This is a genomic window from Brevundimonas sp. (assembly GCF_016463485.1).
In the GTDB taxonomy this organism is placed as follows: Bacteria; Pseudomonadota; Alphaproteobacteria; order Caulobacterales; family Caulobacteraceae; genus Brevundimonas.
The window spans coordinates 1-15,384 of record NZ_JAEMRD010000077.1 but is presented as its reverse complement, the minus strand read 5'-3'; the positions used below and the strand labels follow the sequence as shown (position 1 = coordinate 15,384).

At 67.2% G+C, this 15,384-nt stretch carries 14 protein-coding genes; 8 read left to right on the top strand and 6 right to left on the bottom strand.

Translation table 11 applies throughout. The features are described 5' to 3' along the window. The 4 genes from JHC99_RS11635 to JHC99_RS11620 form a co-directional block, all read right to left on the bottom strand. On the bottom strand, positions 1 to 570 hold a 570-nt coding region (locus JHC99_RS11635; RefSeq protein WP_292154390.1), incomplete at its 3' end, for a pentapeptide repeat-containing protein. 60 nt (positions 571 to 630) lie between these two features. Continuing rightward, positions 631 to 1,275: a bifunctional diaminohydroxyphosphoribosylaminopyrimidine deaminase/5-amino-6-(5-phosphoribosylamino)uracil reductase RibD gene (locus tag JHC99_RS11630; protein ID WP_366927798.1), complete on the bottom strand. Its 645-nt coding sequence runs from the start codon at positions 1,273 to 1,275 to the stop codon at positions 631 to 633. Beyond that, entirely contained in the window at positions 1,272 to 1,985 is a 714-nt protein-coding gene (locus tag JHC99_RS11625; RefSeq protein WP_292154386.1) for a 2,3-bisphosphoglycerate-dependent phosphoglycerate mutase, read from the bottom strand. The genes JHC99_RS11630 and JHC99_RS11625 overlap by 4 nt, the downstream gene beginning before the upstream one ends. 52 nt (positions 1,986 to 2,037) lie before the next feature. Further along, complete coding sequence (locus tag JHC99_RS11620) at positions 2,038 to 3,165, bottom strand: serine hydrolase (RefSeq protein ID WP_292154384.1); 1,128 nt, start codon at positions 3,163 to 3,165, stop codon at positions 2,038 to 2,040. Positions 3,166 to 3,334: 169 nt separating this feature from the next. Here JHC99_RS11620 and JHC99_RS11615 point away from each other — a divergent pair, with 169 nt between their 5' ends. Then, entirely contained in the window at positions 3,335 to 4,834 is a 1,500-nt protein-coding gene (locus JHC99_RS11615; RefSeq protein ID WP_292154383.1) for a phosphomannomutase/phosphoglucomutase, read from the top strand. A gap of 57 nt (positions 4,835 to 4,891) precedes the next feature. Continuing rightward, on the top strand, positions 4,892 to 6,217 hold the full coding sequence (locus JHC99_RS11610; protein ID WP_292154381.1) for an FAD/NAD(P)-binding protein: 1,326 nt from the start codon (positions 4,892 to 4,894) through the stop codon (positions 6,215 to 6,217). On the opposite strand, the gene JHC99_RS11605 is transcribed toward JHC99_RS11610, so the two are convergent. Together JHC99_RS11605 and JHC99_RS11600 are read right to left on the bottom strand one after the other, a co-directional pair. Next, on the bottom strand, positions 6,214 to 8,523 hold the full coding sequence (locus tag JHC99_RS11605) for an EAL domain-containing protein (protein WP_292154379.1): 2,310 nt from the start codon (positions 8,521 to 8,523) through the stop codon (positions 6,214 to 6,216). The two genes, JHC99_RS11610 and JHC99_RS11605, sit on opposite strands and share 4 nt — an antisense overlap. After that, a complete protein-coding gene (locus JHC99_RS11600) occupies positions 8,520 to 9,179 on the bottom strand; it encodes a methylamine utilization protein (protein ID WP_292154377.1) in 660 nt (219 codons plus the stop codon). Before JHC99_RS11600 ends, JHC99_RS11605 begins: the two co-directional genes overlap by 4 nt. Positions 9,180 to 9,365: 186 nt before the next feature. Between JHC99_RS11600 and JHC99_RS11595 the strand changes: the two genes are divergently transcribed. From JHC99_RS11595 to JHC99_RS11570, 6 genes are all read left to right on the top strand, one after another. Continuing rightward, entirely contained in the window at positions 9,366 to 10,253 is an 888-nt protein-coding gene (locus JHC99_RS11595; RefSeq protein ID WP_292154375.1) for a DUF3034 family protein, read from the top strand. Between the two features lie 3 nt (positions 10,254 to 10,256). Then, positions 10,257 to 10,784, top strand: a complete 528-nt coding sequence (locus JHC99_RS11590; protein ID WP_292154374.1) for a group 1 truncated hemoglobin — start codon at positions 10,257 to 10,259, stop codon at positions 10,782 to 10,784. Between the two features lie 111 nt (positions 10,785 to 10,895). After that, the gene (locus JHC99_RS11585) at positions 10,896 to 12,299 is read left to right on the top strand and encodes a circularly permuted type 2 ATP-grasp protein (RefSeq protein WP_292154372.1); all 1,404 of its coding nucleotides are present in this window, start codon (positions 10,896 to 10,898) and stop codon (positions 12,297 to 12,299) included. A 6-nt stretch (positions 12,300 to 12,305) separates the two neighbouring features. Continuing rightward, positions 12,306 to 13,244 (top strand): alpha-E domain-containing protein, encoded by a 939-nt coding sequence (locus JHC99_RS11580; protein WP_292154371.1) that lies wholly within the window; start codon positions 12,306 to 12,308, stop codon positions 13,242 to 13,244. A gap of 1 nt (position 13,245) precedes the next feature. Beyond that, positions 13,246 to 14,082 (top strand): transglutaminase family protein, encoded by an 837-nt coding sequence (locus JHC99_RS11575; protein WP_292154369.1) that lies wholly within the window; start codon positions 13,246 to 13,248, stop codon positions 14,080 to 14,082. A gap of 90 nt (positions 14,083 to 14,172) precedes the next feature. After that, positions 14,173 to 14,949: a peptidase gene (locus JHC99_RS11570; protein ID WP_292154366.1), complete on the top strand. Its 777-nt coding sequence runs from the start codon at positions 14,173 to 14,175 to the stop codon at positions 14,947 to 14,949. The last annotated feature ends 435 nt before the right edge of the window (positions 14,950 to 15,384 follow it).

Below are 15,384 nucleotides of genomic sequence, written 5' to 3'. Positions count from 1 at the left end.
GGCCTGTTTCAGATTGGCCCGGACCAGTTTGCAGTCCTTCATGATGGCGTCGGAAAAGTCGGCCGCCTGGGCAGCGATCCCCGACAGACGCGAGCGTTGCAGATTGGCCCCGGCCAGACAGGCACCCTGGGCCTGGGTATCGTGCGATCGGGCTGCCTCGACGATGGCGAAGCCGCCTTCGGGCCGTGCCGTGGCCAGGGTGCCTTCGCGCAGATCAGCCTCGAACAGATCGGCCCCTGACAGGTCCGCGCCGCGCAGGCAGGCACCGCGAAGATCGGCCCGTCGCAGACTGGCCTCGGTCAGGCTGGCGCCTTGCAGGTCCGCGCCGAAGAAGATGGCGTTGTCGAGCTTGGCTCCGGTCAGGTCGCAACCGCTCAGGCAGGCTGCCGTGAAGTCGGCGTCGGCCAGGTTCCGCCCGGTCAGGTCCAGTCCCGAGATATCCATCCAGGCGAAGACGGCGCGGGCCCCGCCCGGCTTCGCCTGCCAGAGCCGGTCATGGCGCGTGCAGATGGCATTCAGCTCGGACTGGCTGATGCGGCGTCTCGGAGGATGCTCGGCGAGCGGAGTCATGACGCAAGCTTGCACCCGACCCGCTTAAGGAAGGCTTGCGCAATCAGCGTTTTGTCACACTCAGGCGGTCAGCAGGCCCTGAGCCGAAAGGGCGTCGGCCAACTCGCCGGGACCGGTCCACAGGCGCGTGTATCCGGCTTCGCCCAGTCGTTGCAGTTCGGTGACCAGATCGGCGCGCGGGGAGGCGGCAAAACGCGCGTCGAAGCCGGCCCCGTCCGTGCTGATCTTGACCATCGGTCGGCCGGTTTCGAGCCGATGCAGGAAGCCTTCGCACAACACCCGCGCCTCGTGGCCCAGCAGTCCTGTCTCGACCGAGAGCCCGGCCTGCCGCAGCCGCTCGGTGCCCCGACCCGAGGCGAAGGGTGACGGATCCAGACAGGCGACCACCACGCGCGCGATTCCGGCCTCGGCCAGGAACTGGGCGCAGGACTGACGACCCGACGACCGGGCGCCACAGGGTTCCAGGGTGACATAGGCGGTCGCGCCGCGAACGTCCGGTCCGGCAGCGGGCACAGCCTGTTCCTCGGCATGGGGACGGCCGCCTGGTGCCGTGGCTGCCTCGGACAGGACAACGCCGTCCTTGACGATCACACAGCCAACGGCCGGGTTCGGCCAGGTCTCGCCCATACGCGACAGTGCCAGTTCGATGGCCCGACCCATATGGTTCGTGTCACTGGATTGGACCTCGCCGGGTGACGCCGTCATGCGACCGGCGGCAGGGCCTGAGCCCGTCCTTCGTCGAGATAGCGGGCCGCAGTGGGCTTCAGGTCAGTGCCGAGGGTGATTTCCAGCGGATTGCCGGTCGGGATCTCGACGCCCACGATCTGGTCGTCCGGCACATCGAACAGCAGTTTGACGATGGCGCGCAGCGAGTTGCCGTGGGCGGTGATCAGCACGTCCTCGCCGGCCCTCAGGCGCGGTGCGATGGCCTCGTTCCAGTAGGGCAGGACGCGATCGAGCGTGGTCTTGAGGCTTTCGGTGTCGGGGATGGTCTGGCCGGCATAGCGGGGGTCGGCGTGGAAATCCCATTCGCCGCCGGGTGCCAGCGGCGGGGGCGGCACGTCATAGCTGCGGCGCCAGACCTTGACCTGATCCTCGCCGTGTTTCGCCGCCGTCTCGGCCTTGTCCAGCCCGGTCAGGCCACCATAGTGCCGTTCGTTCAGCCGCCAGTCCTCGATCACCGGCACCCCGGTCAGCCCGGCCGATTGCAGGGCCAGGGCCCCGGTGCGCTTGGCCCGGGTCAGGACCGAGGTGAACATGACGGTCGGCCTGAAATCCGCACCGGCGATCAGTTCGCCGCCCCGCCGCGCCTGGGCCTCGCCCTCAGGCGTAAGATCGACGTCGACCCAGCCGGTGAAGCGGTTTTCCAGGTTCCACTGGCTCTGGCCGTGGCGCAGCAGGATCAGACGAGGCATGGGCGGCTCCGCGAAGTTCAGCGGTCCGGCCTATGTCGCACCCGGCGGTGGGTCAAGAGGCCGCAGGCGATGGCAGGCAGGCGGCGGCCCGCAGGATATCGACGGACAGGCCCTCACCCCGCCAGACCTCGCCGAATGTCGTGCTCCCGTCGTTGGAATAGACCGCGATCGCCACATCCTGATCCGGCAGCATGAAGGTGCGTACCTGGACACCCCCGACCTCGCCATAGCGCTCGACCAGTCGGGTCTTGCCGAGACAGGCCTTGAGGTCGGGTTCGTAGGACCAGACGCTGAGCGCCGCGAAGCCAGCCTGGGGATCGCCAGCCCACATCTCCGCGCGTGAGGCCGCCGAGATCAGGCGTCCCTCCATCAAGGCCGTCTGGATCGCCAATAGGTCCCGCGTCGAGCCATAGACCCCCGCCGCAGCGCCCCATGAAGCCGGGTACTGGATCGGTTCCGGCTGGCCATCGACATAGGCCTCGCGGCGGGCGGGACCTTGGGGCACTCCGACGGAGCCGAGGCCCAGAGGCTGGACGATCCGCATCTGGATCAGCTGGTCATAGGTCTGGCCCGTGACGGCCTCGAGCACCTCGGCCAGCACGAAATAGTCGCAGTTATTGTAGGCGAAGCCGGCACCCGGCTCGGCTGATGGCGGCGCCTGGCACGCCGGTCGCCAGTCGGTCGCCTGTTGGTAGGCGTCGGGCGTACCGTCCGCAGGCGCGACGTCGGGACCTGCGTTCGCATTGGCCAGGCCGGAGGTGTGCTTCAGAAGTTGCCGGATCGTGATGCGGTCCGCATTGACCGCGAAGTCGGGGAGGTAGGCCCGCAAAGGCGAGTCCAGAGCTATGCGTCCGTCATCGACCTGCTGCAGGATCAGGATGGCCGTGATCATCTTGGATACGGAGGACCATCGCCAGATCTCGTCGATCCGGTGCGGCGTTCCGGTTTCGCGTTCGGCCACGCCATAGGCAGCCAGATGGACGACCTTTCCCTCGCGTTCGACGCCGACCACTCCTGCGAAGCCGCTCGCGCCCCCGATGACGGCGTCGACGCCCGCCAGGCGCGGCGAGGATAAGCCAATCTCCGGGGACTGAGCGACGCAGGGCGACGCCAGGCACAGCAGCAGGCCCGTCACCATCGCTGGCAGGCGGGAGGGCGAACCCAAGCTCGAGAAGGCCATCCGCGCAATCCTATCCGTCGACATGTCCGCGACGCTTGTTGGCGACTCTTATTGTCGCGTTTCAAGGCATTGGCTATAGGGGCCCGATTGTCGCAGCCGCCCGTCGCGGGCCGGTGGAGTGCGGCTCAAGTCTAATCGATCCCCGATTCGCTCCGCCCAAGGATGACCGATGCTCAAGCCGCGCCAGGACCTGACGCCGAACACCATCGACTTCGAGAACATTCCGTTCGTGAAGCCGACGGGGTTTCGCGAGTACGACGCCCGCTGGATCCTGGACAAGGAGATCAACCTGCTGGGCATCCAGGCCCTGGGTCTGGGCCTGGCCACCTATGTCCACGAGATCGGCGTCCAGCCCCGCATCGTCGTCGGCCACGACTACCGCTCCTATTCACTGATGGTGAAGCAGGCGCTGATCCTGGGCCTGATCGAGGGGGGGATGGAGGTGCTGGACATCGGCCTGGCCCTGTCGCCCATGGCCTATTTCGGCCAGTTCGCGCTCGAAGCCCCCTGCGTCGCCATGGTCACCGCCTCGCACAACGAGAACGGCTGGACCGGCGTCAAGATGGGGGCCAACCCGCCCGTCACCTTCGGTCCCGACGAGATCGGTCGCCTGAAGGAGATCGTGCTGGGCGGTACCGGCGTGTCGCGTCCCGGCGGCAAGGTCGAGCGGATCGAAGGGTTCCGCGACCTGTACCTCAGGGAGGTGGTCGGTGACATCAAGCTGAGCCGCCCGCTCAAGGTCATCGCCGCCTGCGGCAACGGCACGGCCGGCGCCTTCGCCCCCGACGCCCTGCGCATGATGGGCGCCGAGGTGATCGAGATGGACTGCGACCTCGACTACACCTTCCCCAAATACAATCCCAACCCCGAGGACCACGAGATGCTGGTCTCCATGGCCGAGCGGCTTAGGGAAACCGGAGCCGACCTGGCCCTGGGCTTCGACGGCGACGGCGACCGCTGCGGCGTGGTCGATGACACGGGCGAGGAGATATTCGCCGACAAGATCGGCCTGCTGCTGGCCCGCGATCTGTCGGCCCTCTACAAGGATGCGACCTTCGTCGTCGATGTGAAATCCACGGGTCTGTACAAGACCGACGAAGTGCTCAAGGCCAACGGGGCCACCACCGTCTACTGGAAGACGGGCCACTCCTACATCAAGCGCAAGACCGCTGAACTGGGGGCCCTGGCCGGGTTCGAGAAGTCGGGCCACTTCTTCCTGGCGAACCCGATCGGCCGGGGCTACGACGACGGCCTGGTCGCCGCTGCCGCCGTGCTCCAGATGATGGACCGCAATCCCGGCAAGGCCCTGTCCGAGCTCAAGACCGCCCTGCCCGATGCGTGGACGTCGCTGACCATGTCGCCGCACTGCGCCGACGAGATCAAGTACGACGTCCTGGCCAAGATCGTCGCCGAATACGAGAAACTCGCGGCCGAGGGCGGCTCGATCCTGGGCCGCAAGATCCTTGAGGTCATCACCGTCAACGGCGCGCGCGTACATCTGGAGGACGGGTCCTGGGTCCTGGTTCGCGCCTCGTCGAACAAGCCCGAAATGGTCGTGGTGGTCGAATCCATGCGCTCCGAGGACGACATGCGCGCCCTGTTCCGCGAAGAGGTGAAGCCGCGCCTGGCCGCCCATCCCGAAGTCGGCGCCTACAACCAGGAAATCTGACACCGATTGCGCGGCGGCGGCGGCGGGTCCAGTGTCGCCGCCTGAGTTGGAGGTCGAGTGGCTGAGGCGGCGTACCGGGTAGCGATCGTCGGGGGCGGCTTTTCCGGAGCCATGCTGGCAGCAAGGCTGGCCGAGAGCGGGATCGCGTCCGTCCTCATCAACGACACCACCGATGTGGGTCTGGGCGTCGCCTATTCGACGGCGTTCGAGGGCCATCTGCTGAACGTGCGGTCGGGCCGGATGAGCGCGGTCGATGGCCGGCCGGACGACTTTGTCCGGTGGTTGCAAACGCATCGGCCCGAACTGGCCGACCCGATCGATTTTGCACCGAGGAAGGTCTACGGCGACTACGTCCGCGACCGTCTGGCGACGGTCAACGCCGGCTTTCCGGGCCGGATCGAAACGACAGTAGGGCGTGTCGCCGCGATCGAGGCCGCAGCCGTATACCTGACCGATGGCCGCACTATCCCCGCCGACGCCGTCGTCCTGGCCACCGGCAATCCGGCCCCGGCGATCGCCTCGGGCGAGGCGGGGGGACGGATCATCGGCGATCCCTGGGCCGCCGGAGCGCTGGACCGGATAGCGGCCGACGACAGCATCCTGATCATCGGCACGGGCCTGACCATGGTCGACATGATCCAGAGCCTGCTGGCGAGAGGCTGGAAGGGCCGGGCCACCGCCCTGTCGCGACGCGGCCTGTTGCCCCGCGCCCATGCCGCCACGCCTGATCTCGCGGCCGACCTGCCCGCCGACGCTCTGACCGGGCCGGTGTCGAACCGTCTCGCGGCGGCGCGCGCGACGACCTGCGCCAGCGGCTGGCGAGGGGTGATGGAGGCCTATCGTCCGATCACCGCCGACCTGTGGGCGAGCGCCGACGCCGACCAGCGCGCCCGGATGGTCCGGCATCTGCGGCCCTGGTGGGACGTCCATCGGCACCGGATCGCGCCCCGGATCGCCGAAACCCTGACCGGACTGGTCGCGTCACGGCGACTCCGGGTCGTCGCCGGTCGTCTGGGTGTCGTCGAAGCGGATGGGGACGGGGTATGGGCCGGCTGGGCACCGCGCGGCGGAGGGGCGCAGCCGCCGTTGACCGCGAACTGGTTGATCGACTGCACGGGGCCGGCCCATTCGCCCGCGACCGATCCGCTGACGGCTCCGCTGCTGGCCTCGGGTCGGGCGCAGCTGGATCCGCTGCGTCTGGGTCTCGATCTCGATCCGTCCGGCCGGGTGCTGGATGCGCAGGGTGTCGCCGATCCGTGCCTCTTCGTGCTGGGGCCGCCGGCCCGCGCGGCCTTCTGGGAAACGATCGCTGTGCCTGACATCCGCAAGCGCATCGAGGCGGTGGTCACGGCCCTGTCGGCGGACGTAAGAGCGCCTGGCTAGGCCGCCACGCTGGCTGAAGCTTCAGGGGCGGCCAGACGTTCGCTCAGGTCCTTCAGTGCCATCGGCTTGCCGATGAAATAGCCCTGGGCAATGTCGCAACCCATGCCTTGCAGCAGGGCCATGGCGGTCGCGGTCTCGACCCCCTCGGCGACGACCTTGAGGCCAAGACTGTGGGCCAGATCGATCGTCGACTTGACCAGCAGGGCGTCGCGCGAGCTCTCGTCCAGGGCCAGGACGAAGGCCTTGTCGATCTTGAGCTCGTCGGCCTTGATCCGCTTCAGGTAGGCCAGGGACGACAGGCCCGATCCATAGTCGTCGATCGACACCTTGATCCCCGCCGCAGAGAACCGGTCGATGATGGCCAGGGCGAGCTCGGGATTGTCGATGACGGCCGTCTCGGTGATCTCGAAACACAGGTCCGCGCCGCTGGTCGTCACCGCATTCAGGGCAAAGTCGGCGAAAGCCTCGTCGGACAGCAGCCGCCCCGAGATGTTGACCGACATCATCAGGGCGTGACCCTGGGCGGCCAGGGTCTTCTGGTCGGCGATCGCCTGGTGGATGACCCATTCTGTAAGCGGTCGGATATGGCCCGTTTCCTCGGCCATGCCGATGAACAGGTCGGGCGAGACAAAGCCGCGCCGGGGATGACGCCAGCGCATCAGGGCCTCGACGCCGGTGACGGCACCGGCGCGCAGGTCGTGTTTGGGCTGATAGGCCATCCAGACGTTGCCGGACCCGACGCCCGCCATAAGCTCGGAGATCAGCGACAGGTTACCGCCGGGATCGCCGTAGCTGGCCGCATCGAACAGGCTGCACCGACGGCGGGCCGCTCGCGCCTGATCCAGGGCGATGGCGGCGCGATCGACGGTCGAATCGACTCCGGACAGGCTCTTGCCGGCGCGGGCCAGGCCGGCGCTGAGCGAGACATCGACGGTCGCCCCGCTGAGGCGTACGGGCGTCTCGGCCTGGGCGCAGACAGCCTCGGCAATAGCGATGGCTTCGGCGTCGTCGCCGGCCGCGAAGCTGAAACCCAGGGTCCCGCCACTGACGCGGGCGATTGCCGACCCCTCCGTCAGGGTCGCCAGCCGACCGCCCACGGCCGACAGAAGCTGGGCCATGGAATCATAGCCGATGGCGTTGCGCACGACCTCGAACCGGTCGACCCCGACCACGACGACATAGACGCCCGGATGGGCTGCGGCCTGGCGTTCCAGCGACAGGCGATTGGGCAGGCCGGTTTCCTGGTCGTGCAGGGCCATGTGGGTCAGGCGGGCCTCGCGGTCGCGGATGTCGCCGGCCATCAGGTTGAAGCTTGCGGCCAGGCGGCCGATCTCGTCGGTCGATCCGACCTCGACCTCGGCATGCTCGCCCTGTTGCAGCCGGTGGACAGCGTCGTCGAGCGCGCTGATCGGCCGGGTCAGGCCGCGCGCCAGAACCCAGGTTCCTGCCATCAGCAGGGCCAGACCGGCCAGGCCGATCACGGCCAGGGCCAGGAACAGCGGCTCATAGGGCTTCATCGCCCGCTTCAGCGGATAGTTGAGCACCAGAACGGCCGGCGCATCGGCGTCGAACGAGGGCAGGGCCCGGGCCAGCACCATGGCGGAGCCTTCGGGGGTGCGGGTCGTGACGGCCTGGGCCGCGCCATCGAAAGTCTGGCGATCGAGCATCGCGCCCAGCGGACTCGCGGCCCCGGCCATGTCACGCCAGCCGGTGGCTGCGCGGGTGGCGACGGTGGCGGTCAGCGGAATGGCCGACAGGCTCTCCAGGTTCTGCATCTGGCCCACGTCGAGCGGGTCCACGAACACGACCCAGCCGATCAGGACGGGAGCCATGATCGGGGCCGCGACGACCTGATAGGGACCCGTGCCGATGGTCATCACGCCGGCATCCAGCCGACCTGATTCCAGACCCGCGTACAGGGTGTCGATCGCGGCTTCGTCGGGGTTCAGGCCGGCGGCGGTGACATAGCCATCGATGCCGACGATCATGGCCCCATCCACCTTCTGGCGGGCGCGCAGATTGTCCAGAGCCGAGCGGATGGTGGCCTCGTCATTGGTGGCGACGGCCTCCCGGAAGCCGAAATCCTGGGCCAGGACGGCGGCGCCTTGGCGCAGCTGTTCTGACCGACCCGCCCAGATCTGGTTGTAGACTGCACCCGAGGCGGTCAGTTCGTCGCGCACCACGCTGCGGGCGCTGGACGTTACGGCCGTGACCACGGCGATCGCCACGAGCACGAGCGCGATGCCGAACAGCCCCATATAGAGGACCGTCAGTCGGGTCTGGAGGCGGTTGAAGCGGATTTTCATCGAACGGCTGCCCGACCCGAAAAGTCGCCGGTGATCAACTGACGCGAACCTGCTGCCGCCTGGGTATAGATGGTGGCGATCTCGTTGCCGCGCCCGGTCAGACGTGGGTGCCAGACGCGCAGGGTCGCGCCGCCTGCGGGCAGGCCTGTCACCGTGACGTCGCCGGTCGCGCCGGTCTTGGCCGCCCACGGGGTGTCTACGACCTTCACATAGGCCAGCATCTGGTCATGGATGTTGCAGCCCAGGGCGGCGACACCGGCCGTCGAAAAGACGTGGCTGCGGCTTTCGTCGCGGCCAAACAGCTCGATCTCGAACCGGTTGCCGCGTGAGAAGGAATAGACGTGGTGACGGACCCGATCCAGGTTGGGAAAGCTGACGGCGGCCCCGACGGGGACGATCAGGACGAAGGGGTCGAACTGGACGTTCGACTGTGTGACCCGCAGAGGCCAGGCGAACCGGATCGGCCCGCGCGGCACGCCGGAGTTGGGAACCACCGTGATCACGGCGTCGCGCACCGGTCGACCGCCGGTGTCGCGCACGCTGACCGTCAGATCAGCGGCGACCGCGGGCAGACCGAAAAGCAAGGCGAGGGCCATGGCGAGAACAATACGCATTCCCGTTGAGTAACAGACGCCCGTGAACTTGCCGTAAACCATAATGCAATCTAGAGTTGTTCTGCGGCTTGCCTTGTTTGTCTTTGAGGTAGCAAAGATGGTGGCATTCAAATGTCGTTAACCGTCCTCTGGCTTGGTCGGCCTTGCTGTTCCTTCCCGGCGTCGAGGCTGATCGTGTTCCTTCTCCCTGTCCCCGCGCTGTTGCGGGCATTGCGGCCTGGTCTGAAGTTGAGCGCGTCGTTCGCAATCGCCGCCGCCGTGGTGAGCGCCGCCGGTCCCGTCGCGGCCCAGGCTTTCGACTGGGTTCCGGAATCCCGGACGGGCGGCAAGTTGTTGCTGACAGGCGGTGTGTCTTCGGTCGAGGGATCGGGCGGAGGCGGGATCGCGACCTGGGCGGTCACGACGGGTTACGGCGCCGAGGATGGCGTCGGGGCCAATCTGCACGCCACCTATATCAACCTGCCCGACTATGAGTTTCGCTCGGTCGGGGCCGCCGTCGGTCTGTGGGACCGGGTCGAGGTGTCGATCGCGAGGCAGGAGTTCGACACCGGCGCGACCGGTGCCCTGCTGGGCCTGGGCAAGGGGTTCACCTTCACCCAGGACATCGTGGGGGTGAAGGTCAAGGTCCTGGGTGACGCCGTCTATGCTTCGGACAGCTGGATGCCCCAGATCGCCGTGGGGGCCCAGTTCAAGTCCAACGATCAGGGCGCGATCATCGCGGCGGTCGGCGGACAGGACGACGAGGGAACCGACGTCTATGTCGCCGCGACCAAACTGTTCCTGGGCCAGAGCCTGCTGGTCTCGGGGGCCGTGCGCTGGACCAACGCCAACCAGACCGGTCTGCTTGGCTATGGTGGCGATCGCAACGACGACCTGGAGCCCCAGTTCGAGGGATCGGTCGGATATCTGCTCAGCCCCAATCTGGTCGTCGGCGCCGAATACCGGACCAAGCCCGACAACCTGGGCTTTGCCAGGGAAGACGACTGGGTCGACGTCTATGCCGCCTATGCGGTGAACAAGCATCTGTCCGTTACCGCCGCCTGGGCCGATCTCGGGTCGATCGCGACCTTCGAGGATCAGCGCGGGCTTTATCTGTCCCTCCAGGTCGGGTTCTGAACCATGATCCGCTTCGCCCTTGTCGCCGCCCTCGCCCTGATCGCTGTGCCGGTCCTGGCCCAGGACGGATCCCCATCGGCTCCCGCCGACGTGATGTCCACCGAGCACCCCGGTGAGCTGGCCGTCGCCCCGTACGCGCAATCCAACGCCCATGCCGGCGCGACTCCGTTCGAGGGCACGGCCATGTACGAGGCCTTCCACGGCGAGGCCGGTGTCGGCCGCATCGTGGATGGGCTGGTCACTCGCAGCGTCGCAGATCCCCGCATCTCGGGCATCTTCGCGGCCTCGGATCTGGTGCGCCTGCGCCGGACGCTGAAGGAGCAGTTCTGCTATATCCTGGGCGGCGGCTGTACGTACACGGGTCGCGACATGGCGGCGTCCCACGCCGAGATGGGAGCCCAGGCGGCAGACATGGGGGCGCTGGTCGAGAACCTTCAAGCCGCCATGCGCGAGGAGGGTGTGCGCTTCGCGGTGCAGAACCGTTTTCTGGCAAAGCTTGCCCCGATGAAGCCTGACGTGGTCACGCGCTGACACGGAATCGGCACCTATCGTCTTCGCGCTGCAACATTTCTGTTGCGCGAACCGTGGCCTCCAGCCCAATCTGATATCCAGCCTTAGAGGAGCAGGGCCACGTTCGACGAGATGACAGGCACGAGCGGACCCGGAGAGGTCCGTCACCCCTACCGGACCCTGTCCCGGTGGCTGGATGCCGCGCCGGCTGACCTTCTGACTTCGCGCTCGCGTCAGGCCGAGCTGTTCTTCCGCCGCATGGGGGTGACCTTCGCCGTCTATGGCGACGTCGAGTCCAACGAGCGGCTGATCCCCTTCGACGTGGTGCCCCGCATCATCGGTGCCGCCGAATGGACCGCCCTCGAAAAGGGCCTGGTCCAGCGGGTCAACGGGCTGAATGCCTTTCTGAAGGACATCTACGGCGCTCAGGAATGCATCAAGGCCGGCATCATCCCGGCCGACCTGATCTTCACCAACCCGCATTACCGGCCCGAAATGCAGGGCCGTCGTCCGCCGGGCGACATCTGGACCCATATCTGCGGCGTCGATCTCGTCCGCACGGGCGAGGACGGCTTCATCGTGCTGGAGGACAACTGCCGCACCCCGTCGGGGGTCTCCTACATGCTGGAGAACCGCGAGATGATGATGCGGCTGTTCCCGGACCTGTTCGCCGAACACCGCATCCGGCCGGTCGAGACCTATACGGACATGCTGCTGTCCTCGCTCCAGGCCTCGGCGCCGGAAAGCGCGGGGGGCGATCCGAACATCGTCGTCCTGACGCCCGGGCCCTACAATTCGGCCTACTACGAGCACTCCTTCCTGGCCGACAAGCTGGGGGTCGAGCTGGTCGAGGGGGGCGATCTGTTCGTCAACGACGACATCGTCTTCATGCGCACCACCCAGGGGCCCAAGCGCGTCGACGTCATCTATCGCCGCATCGACGACGACTGGCTGGACCCGCTGACCTTCCGGCCGGATTCGTCGGTCGGGGTGCCCGGCATCATGAACGCCTATGCGGCCGGCAACGTCACCCTGTCGAACGCGGTCGGCACCGGCGTCGCCGACGACAAGGCCGTCTATACCTACATGCCCGAGATCATCCGCTTCTTCTCGGGCGAGGAGCCGATCCTGAAGAATGTGCCGACCTGGCGCTGCCGTGAGCCGGATGCGCTGAAAGAGGTGCTCGACAAGCTGCCGGAGCTGGTCGTCAAGGAGGTCGGCGGATCGGGCGGCTACGGCATGCTGGTCGGCCCGGCCTCGACCAAGGCCGAGATCGAGGATTTCCGCAAGAAGCTGATCGCCGATCCCGATGACTTCATCGCCCAGCCGACACTGTCGCTGTCGACTGCGCCGACGCTGGACGGGTCCGGCCTGTCGCCACGTCACGTGGACCTGCGCCCCTTCGTGCTGTCGAGCCCGGCCGGGGTCAAGGTCGCGCCCGGCGGTCTGACGCGGGTGGCACTCAAGGCCGGGTCGCTGGTCGTCAACTCCAGCCAGGGCGGCGGGACCAAGGATACGTGGGTGCTGGATGAGTGATCGCCCATGCTGAGCCGGACTGCTGAGAGCCTGTACTGGACCGGCCGCTATATGGAGCGGGCCGATTTCCTGGCGCGCATCCTGGAAGCCGCCGTGCGTCTGGCCGCCCTGCCGGCCAAGGACGGAGCGGCCGCGACCGCCTGGGCCAGCGCGATCGCTTCGGCCGGGGTCAGTCGCGCCTTCGCCGCCTCGGGCCGGTCGCCGACCGAGAAGTCGGTGCGGGAGTATCTGGCCTTCGCTTCGGACAATCCGTCGTCGATACGGGCCTGCATCACCGCCGCCCGCACCAATGCCCGGTCCGTTCGCACCGCCCTGACCATCGAGCTGTGGGAGGCGATCAACGGGGCGTGGAACGGGCTGAACGAACTGGGCGAACCGGGCAAGCGCGACGACTTCGTGCGCTTTCTGGAGTGGGTCAAGTCGACGTCGCTGAACGTCGAGGGGGCCTCGTCGCGGACCATGCTGAGGAACGACGCCTACTGGTTCCTTAGGCTGGGCATGGCGATCGAGCGGGCCGACAACACGGCGCGTCTACTGGACGTCAAATACCATCTGCTGCTGCCGGCGGGCGAGCGGGTCGGGGGCCAGCTCGACTATTTCCAGTGGACGACCCTGTTGCGCGAGGTTTCCGCCCTGACCGCCTATCGCTGGGTCTATCGGGAGAGCGTGCGGCCCTGGCTGGTCGCCGACCTGATGGTGCTGAACCGTCAGATGCCCCGGTCGCTGGCCAGCTGTCAGGGGATGATCGTGTCGTATCTGGAGCGGCTGGCGACCGACTATGGACGGCGTGGCCCGGCCCAGCGGCTGGCCTCGGCCCGGCTGGCCCAGTTCAACGACGCCAAGATCGAGGACATCTTCCAGTCCGGCCTGCACGAATACATCCTGGGTTTCCTCGGCGAGAACAACAAGCTCGCAGCGGCCGTCCAGGACCAGTATCTGGTCTGATATGCGCATCCGGATCGACTACGAAACCCGTTATTCCTACAGCCGGCCCGCGCGGTTCATCCTCCAGACCCTGCGCGTCACCCCGCGCTCGACCGAGAGCCAGCAGGTGCGGGAATGGCGGATCGAGACCGACGTGGACACCAAGCTGCGCCGCGCCGAGGACTCGTTCGGCAACATCGTCCACACCCTCTACACCGAGAGACCGACCGAGACCCTGACGGTGCGTGTGACCGGCGAGGTGGCGACGACCGAGACCGGCGGCGTGCTGCGCGGCGTGCCCGAACGTCTGTCGCCCCTGGTCTATCTGCGGGACAGTCCCCTGACCCATGCGGATGCGGCGCTGCGGGCCTTTGCCGATCGGGTGGGTCCGGGTGACGACCTGACCCGGCTGCATCGGCTGATGGCCATGATCCACGAGGAGGTGGCCTTCATGGTCGGGTCGACCACGGCCGACCACACCGCCGCCGATGCCTTCGCCCAGAAGAAGGGCGTCTGTCAGGACCACGCCCAGATCTTCATCGCCTGCGCCCGCCGCATCGGCATCCCGGCCCGCTACGTCTCGGGCCATCTGCACCGCACCGACGGGCTGGAGGATCAGGACGCCGCCCATGCCTGGGCCGAGGGTTGGGTCCAGGACCTGGGCTGGGTCGGGTTCGACGCGGCCAACGGCATCGCCCCGACCGAACACTACGTCCGGGTGGCCTCCGGGCTGGATGCGCTGGGGGCCACGCCGTTCCGGGGAACCAGCTACGGCGGCGGGATGGAGACCATGACCGTGGCCCTGCGTGTGCGCCAGATGCAACAGCTTCAGCAGCAACAGCAAGGAATTGGCTGGTGACCCTTTGGCAAGGGTCGCCGTGCGACACGAATCTGTTAGCGTTTCCTGTCCTTGCGGCGATGTCGTGCGTTTGGGGTCCGAATTGAGCTGATGACCTATTGCGTCGGAATGCTGGTGAACGATGGATTGGCGATGATCGCCGACACGCGCACGAATGCGGGTGTCGACAACATCTCGTCCTACAAGAAGCTGCACGTGACCGAGATCACGGGCGACAGGGTCATCGCCATCTCGACGGCGGGCAATCTGTCGGTGACCCAGACGGCTTTGGCCATGGTGTCCGAGGGCATCAAGATGCCCGGCCACGACGACGTCGAGACGCTTGAAAACACACCCAGCCTGTTCCGCGCGGCCCAGCTGGTCGGCTATGCCCTGAACCAGGTTCGCAACCAGATTGCGCCGTCGCTGTCGGCCGATGCGCTCAAGGTCACGGCCTCGATGCTGCTGGGGGGCCAGATCCGGGGCGGCAAGATGGGGCTGTACCTGATCTACGCCCAGGGCAATTTCATCGAATGCGGGCTGGATACGCCCTACCTTCAGATCGGCGAGCTCAAATACGGCAAGCCCATCCTGGATCGGGCCCTGCGCCCCGACACCCCGATGGCCGAGGCGGTCAAGCTGGGGCTGATCTCGTTCGACTCGACGATCCGCTCGAACGTCGCCGTGGGCCCCCCCTTCGACATGGTGGTCATCAACCGCGACAGCCTGCATGGCCATCAGCGCCGCATCGAGACCGACGACCCCTATTTCAAGGACCTGGGCCGCCGCTGGTCCGAGGCCCTGGCCCAGGCCCACCGCGCCATGCCCGCCCCGCCGTGGCTGGAACCCCAGACGACAGGCCGTCCGAATATTTCGATCGTCAGCTAGGTCGGGGTCCGCGGCACCCTCCGTTTTGCGCGGTCGGTGGTTAGTGGTTGGTGGTTCGTGGTTGTCGCATCTTCGATGCTGCCCAATGGCGGCCGACGGAGCGTGCTGCCAGATGCGGCAACCACAAATCACGAAAAACTAACCACCCGGCACACACGCCTCTTCGCCCTCACGCGCCGAGGCGCTGAAGTCATGGGAAGGGCCGGCGGAGCGCCGGACGCGACGCCCGGTGACCGTAGAGAGAGTGTGTTTCGGCATCGCGTCGTCGCTCCGCGTGCGTGGTTTTCCGGGAGCTGTACGGCTCGATCGCTCGAACCAGCGGGGGTATTAACCCCTTGCCGCTACCGCGCCCCCGACGGGAAGGTGATGCCCTTGCAGCATCATCCCCTGAACGATCCGACTCTCTGCGCCAGACCCTTTGACGGTCCGGGGCGA

What these genes read in the sequence shown, in the direction of transcription:
- JHC99_RS11630 (WP_366927798.1), bottom strand. Translation starts at nt 1,275, where the DNA reads ATGACGGCGTCACCCGGCGAGGTCCAATCCAGTGACACGAACCATATG.
- JHC99_RS11570 (WP_292154366.1), top strand. Translation starts at nt 14,173, where the DNA reads ATGACCTATTGCGTCGGAATGCTGGTGAACGATGGATTGGCGATGATC.
- JHC99_RS11590 (WP_292154374.1), top strand. Translation starts at nt 10,257, where the DNA reads ATGATCCGCTTCGCCCTTGTCGCCGCCCTCGCCCTGATCGCTGTGCCG.
- JHC99_RS11585 (WP_292154372.1), top strand. Translation starts at nt 10,896, where the DNA reads ATGACAGGCACGAGCGGACCCGGAGAGGTCCGTCACCCCTACCGGACC.
- JHC99_RS11615 (WP_292154383.1), top strand. Translation starts at nt 3,335, where the DNA reads ATGCTCAAGCCGCGCCAGGACCTGACGCCGAACACCATCGACTTCGAG.
- JHC99_RS11625 (WP_292154386.1), bottom strand. Translation starts at nt 1,985, where the DNA reads ATGCCTCGTCTGATCCTGCTGCGCCACGGCCAGAGCCAGTGGAACCTG.
- JHC99_RS11580 (WP_292154371.1), top strand. Translation starts at nt 12,306, where the DNA reads ATGCTGAGCCGGACTGCTGAGAGCCTGTACTGGACCGGCCGCTATATG.
- JHC99_RS11575 (WP_292154369.1), top strand. Translation starts at nt 13,246, where the DNA reads ATGCGCATCCGGATCGACTACGAAACCCGTTATTCCTACAGCCGGCCC.
- JHC99_RS11605 (WP_292154379.1), bottom strand. Translation starts at nt 8,523, where the DNA reads ATGAAAATCCGCTTCAACCGCCTCCAGACCCGACTGACGGTCCTCTAT.
- JHC99_RS11600 (WP_292154377.1), bottom strand. Translation starts at nt 9,179, where the DNA reads ATGGTTTACGGCAAGTTCACGGGCGTCTGTTACTCAACGGGAATGCGT.
- JHC99_RS11620 (WP_292154384.1), bottom strand. Translation starts at nt 3,165, where the DNA reads ATGGCCTTCTCGAGCTTGGGTTCGCCCTCCCGCCTGCCAGCGATGGTG.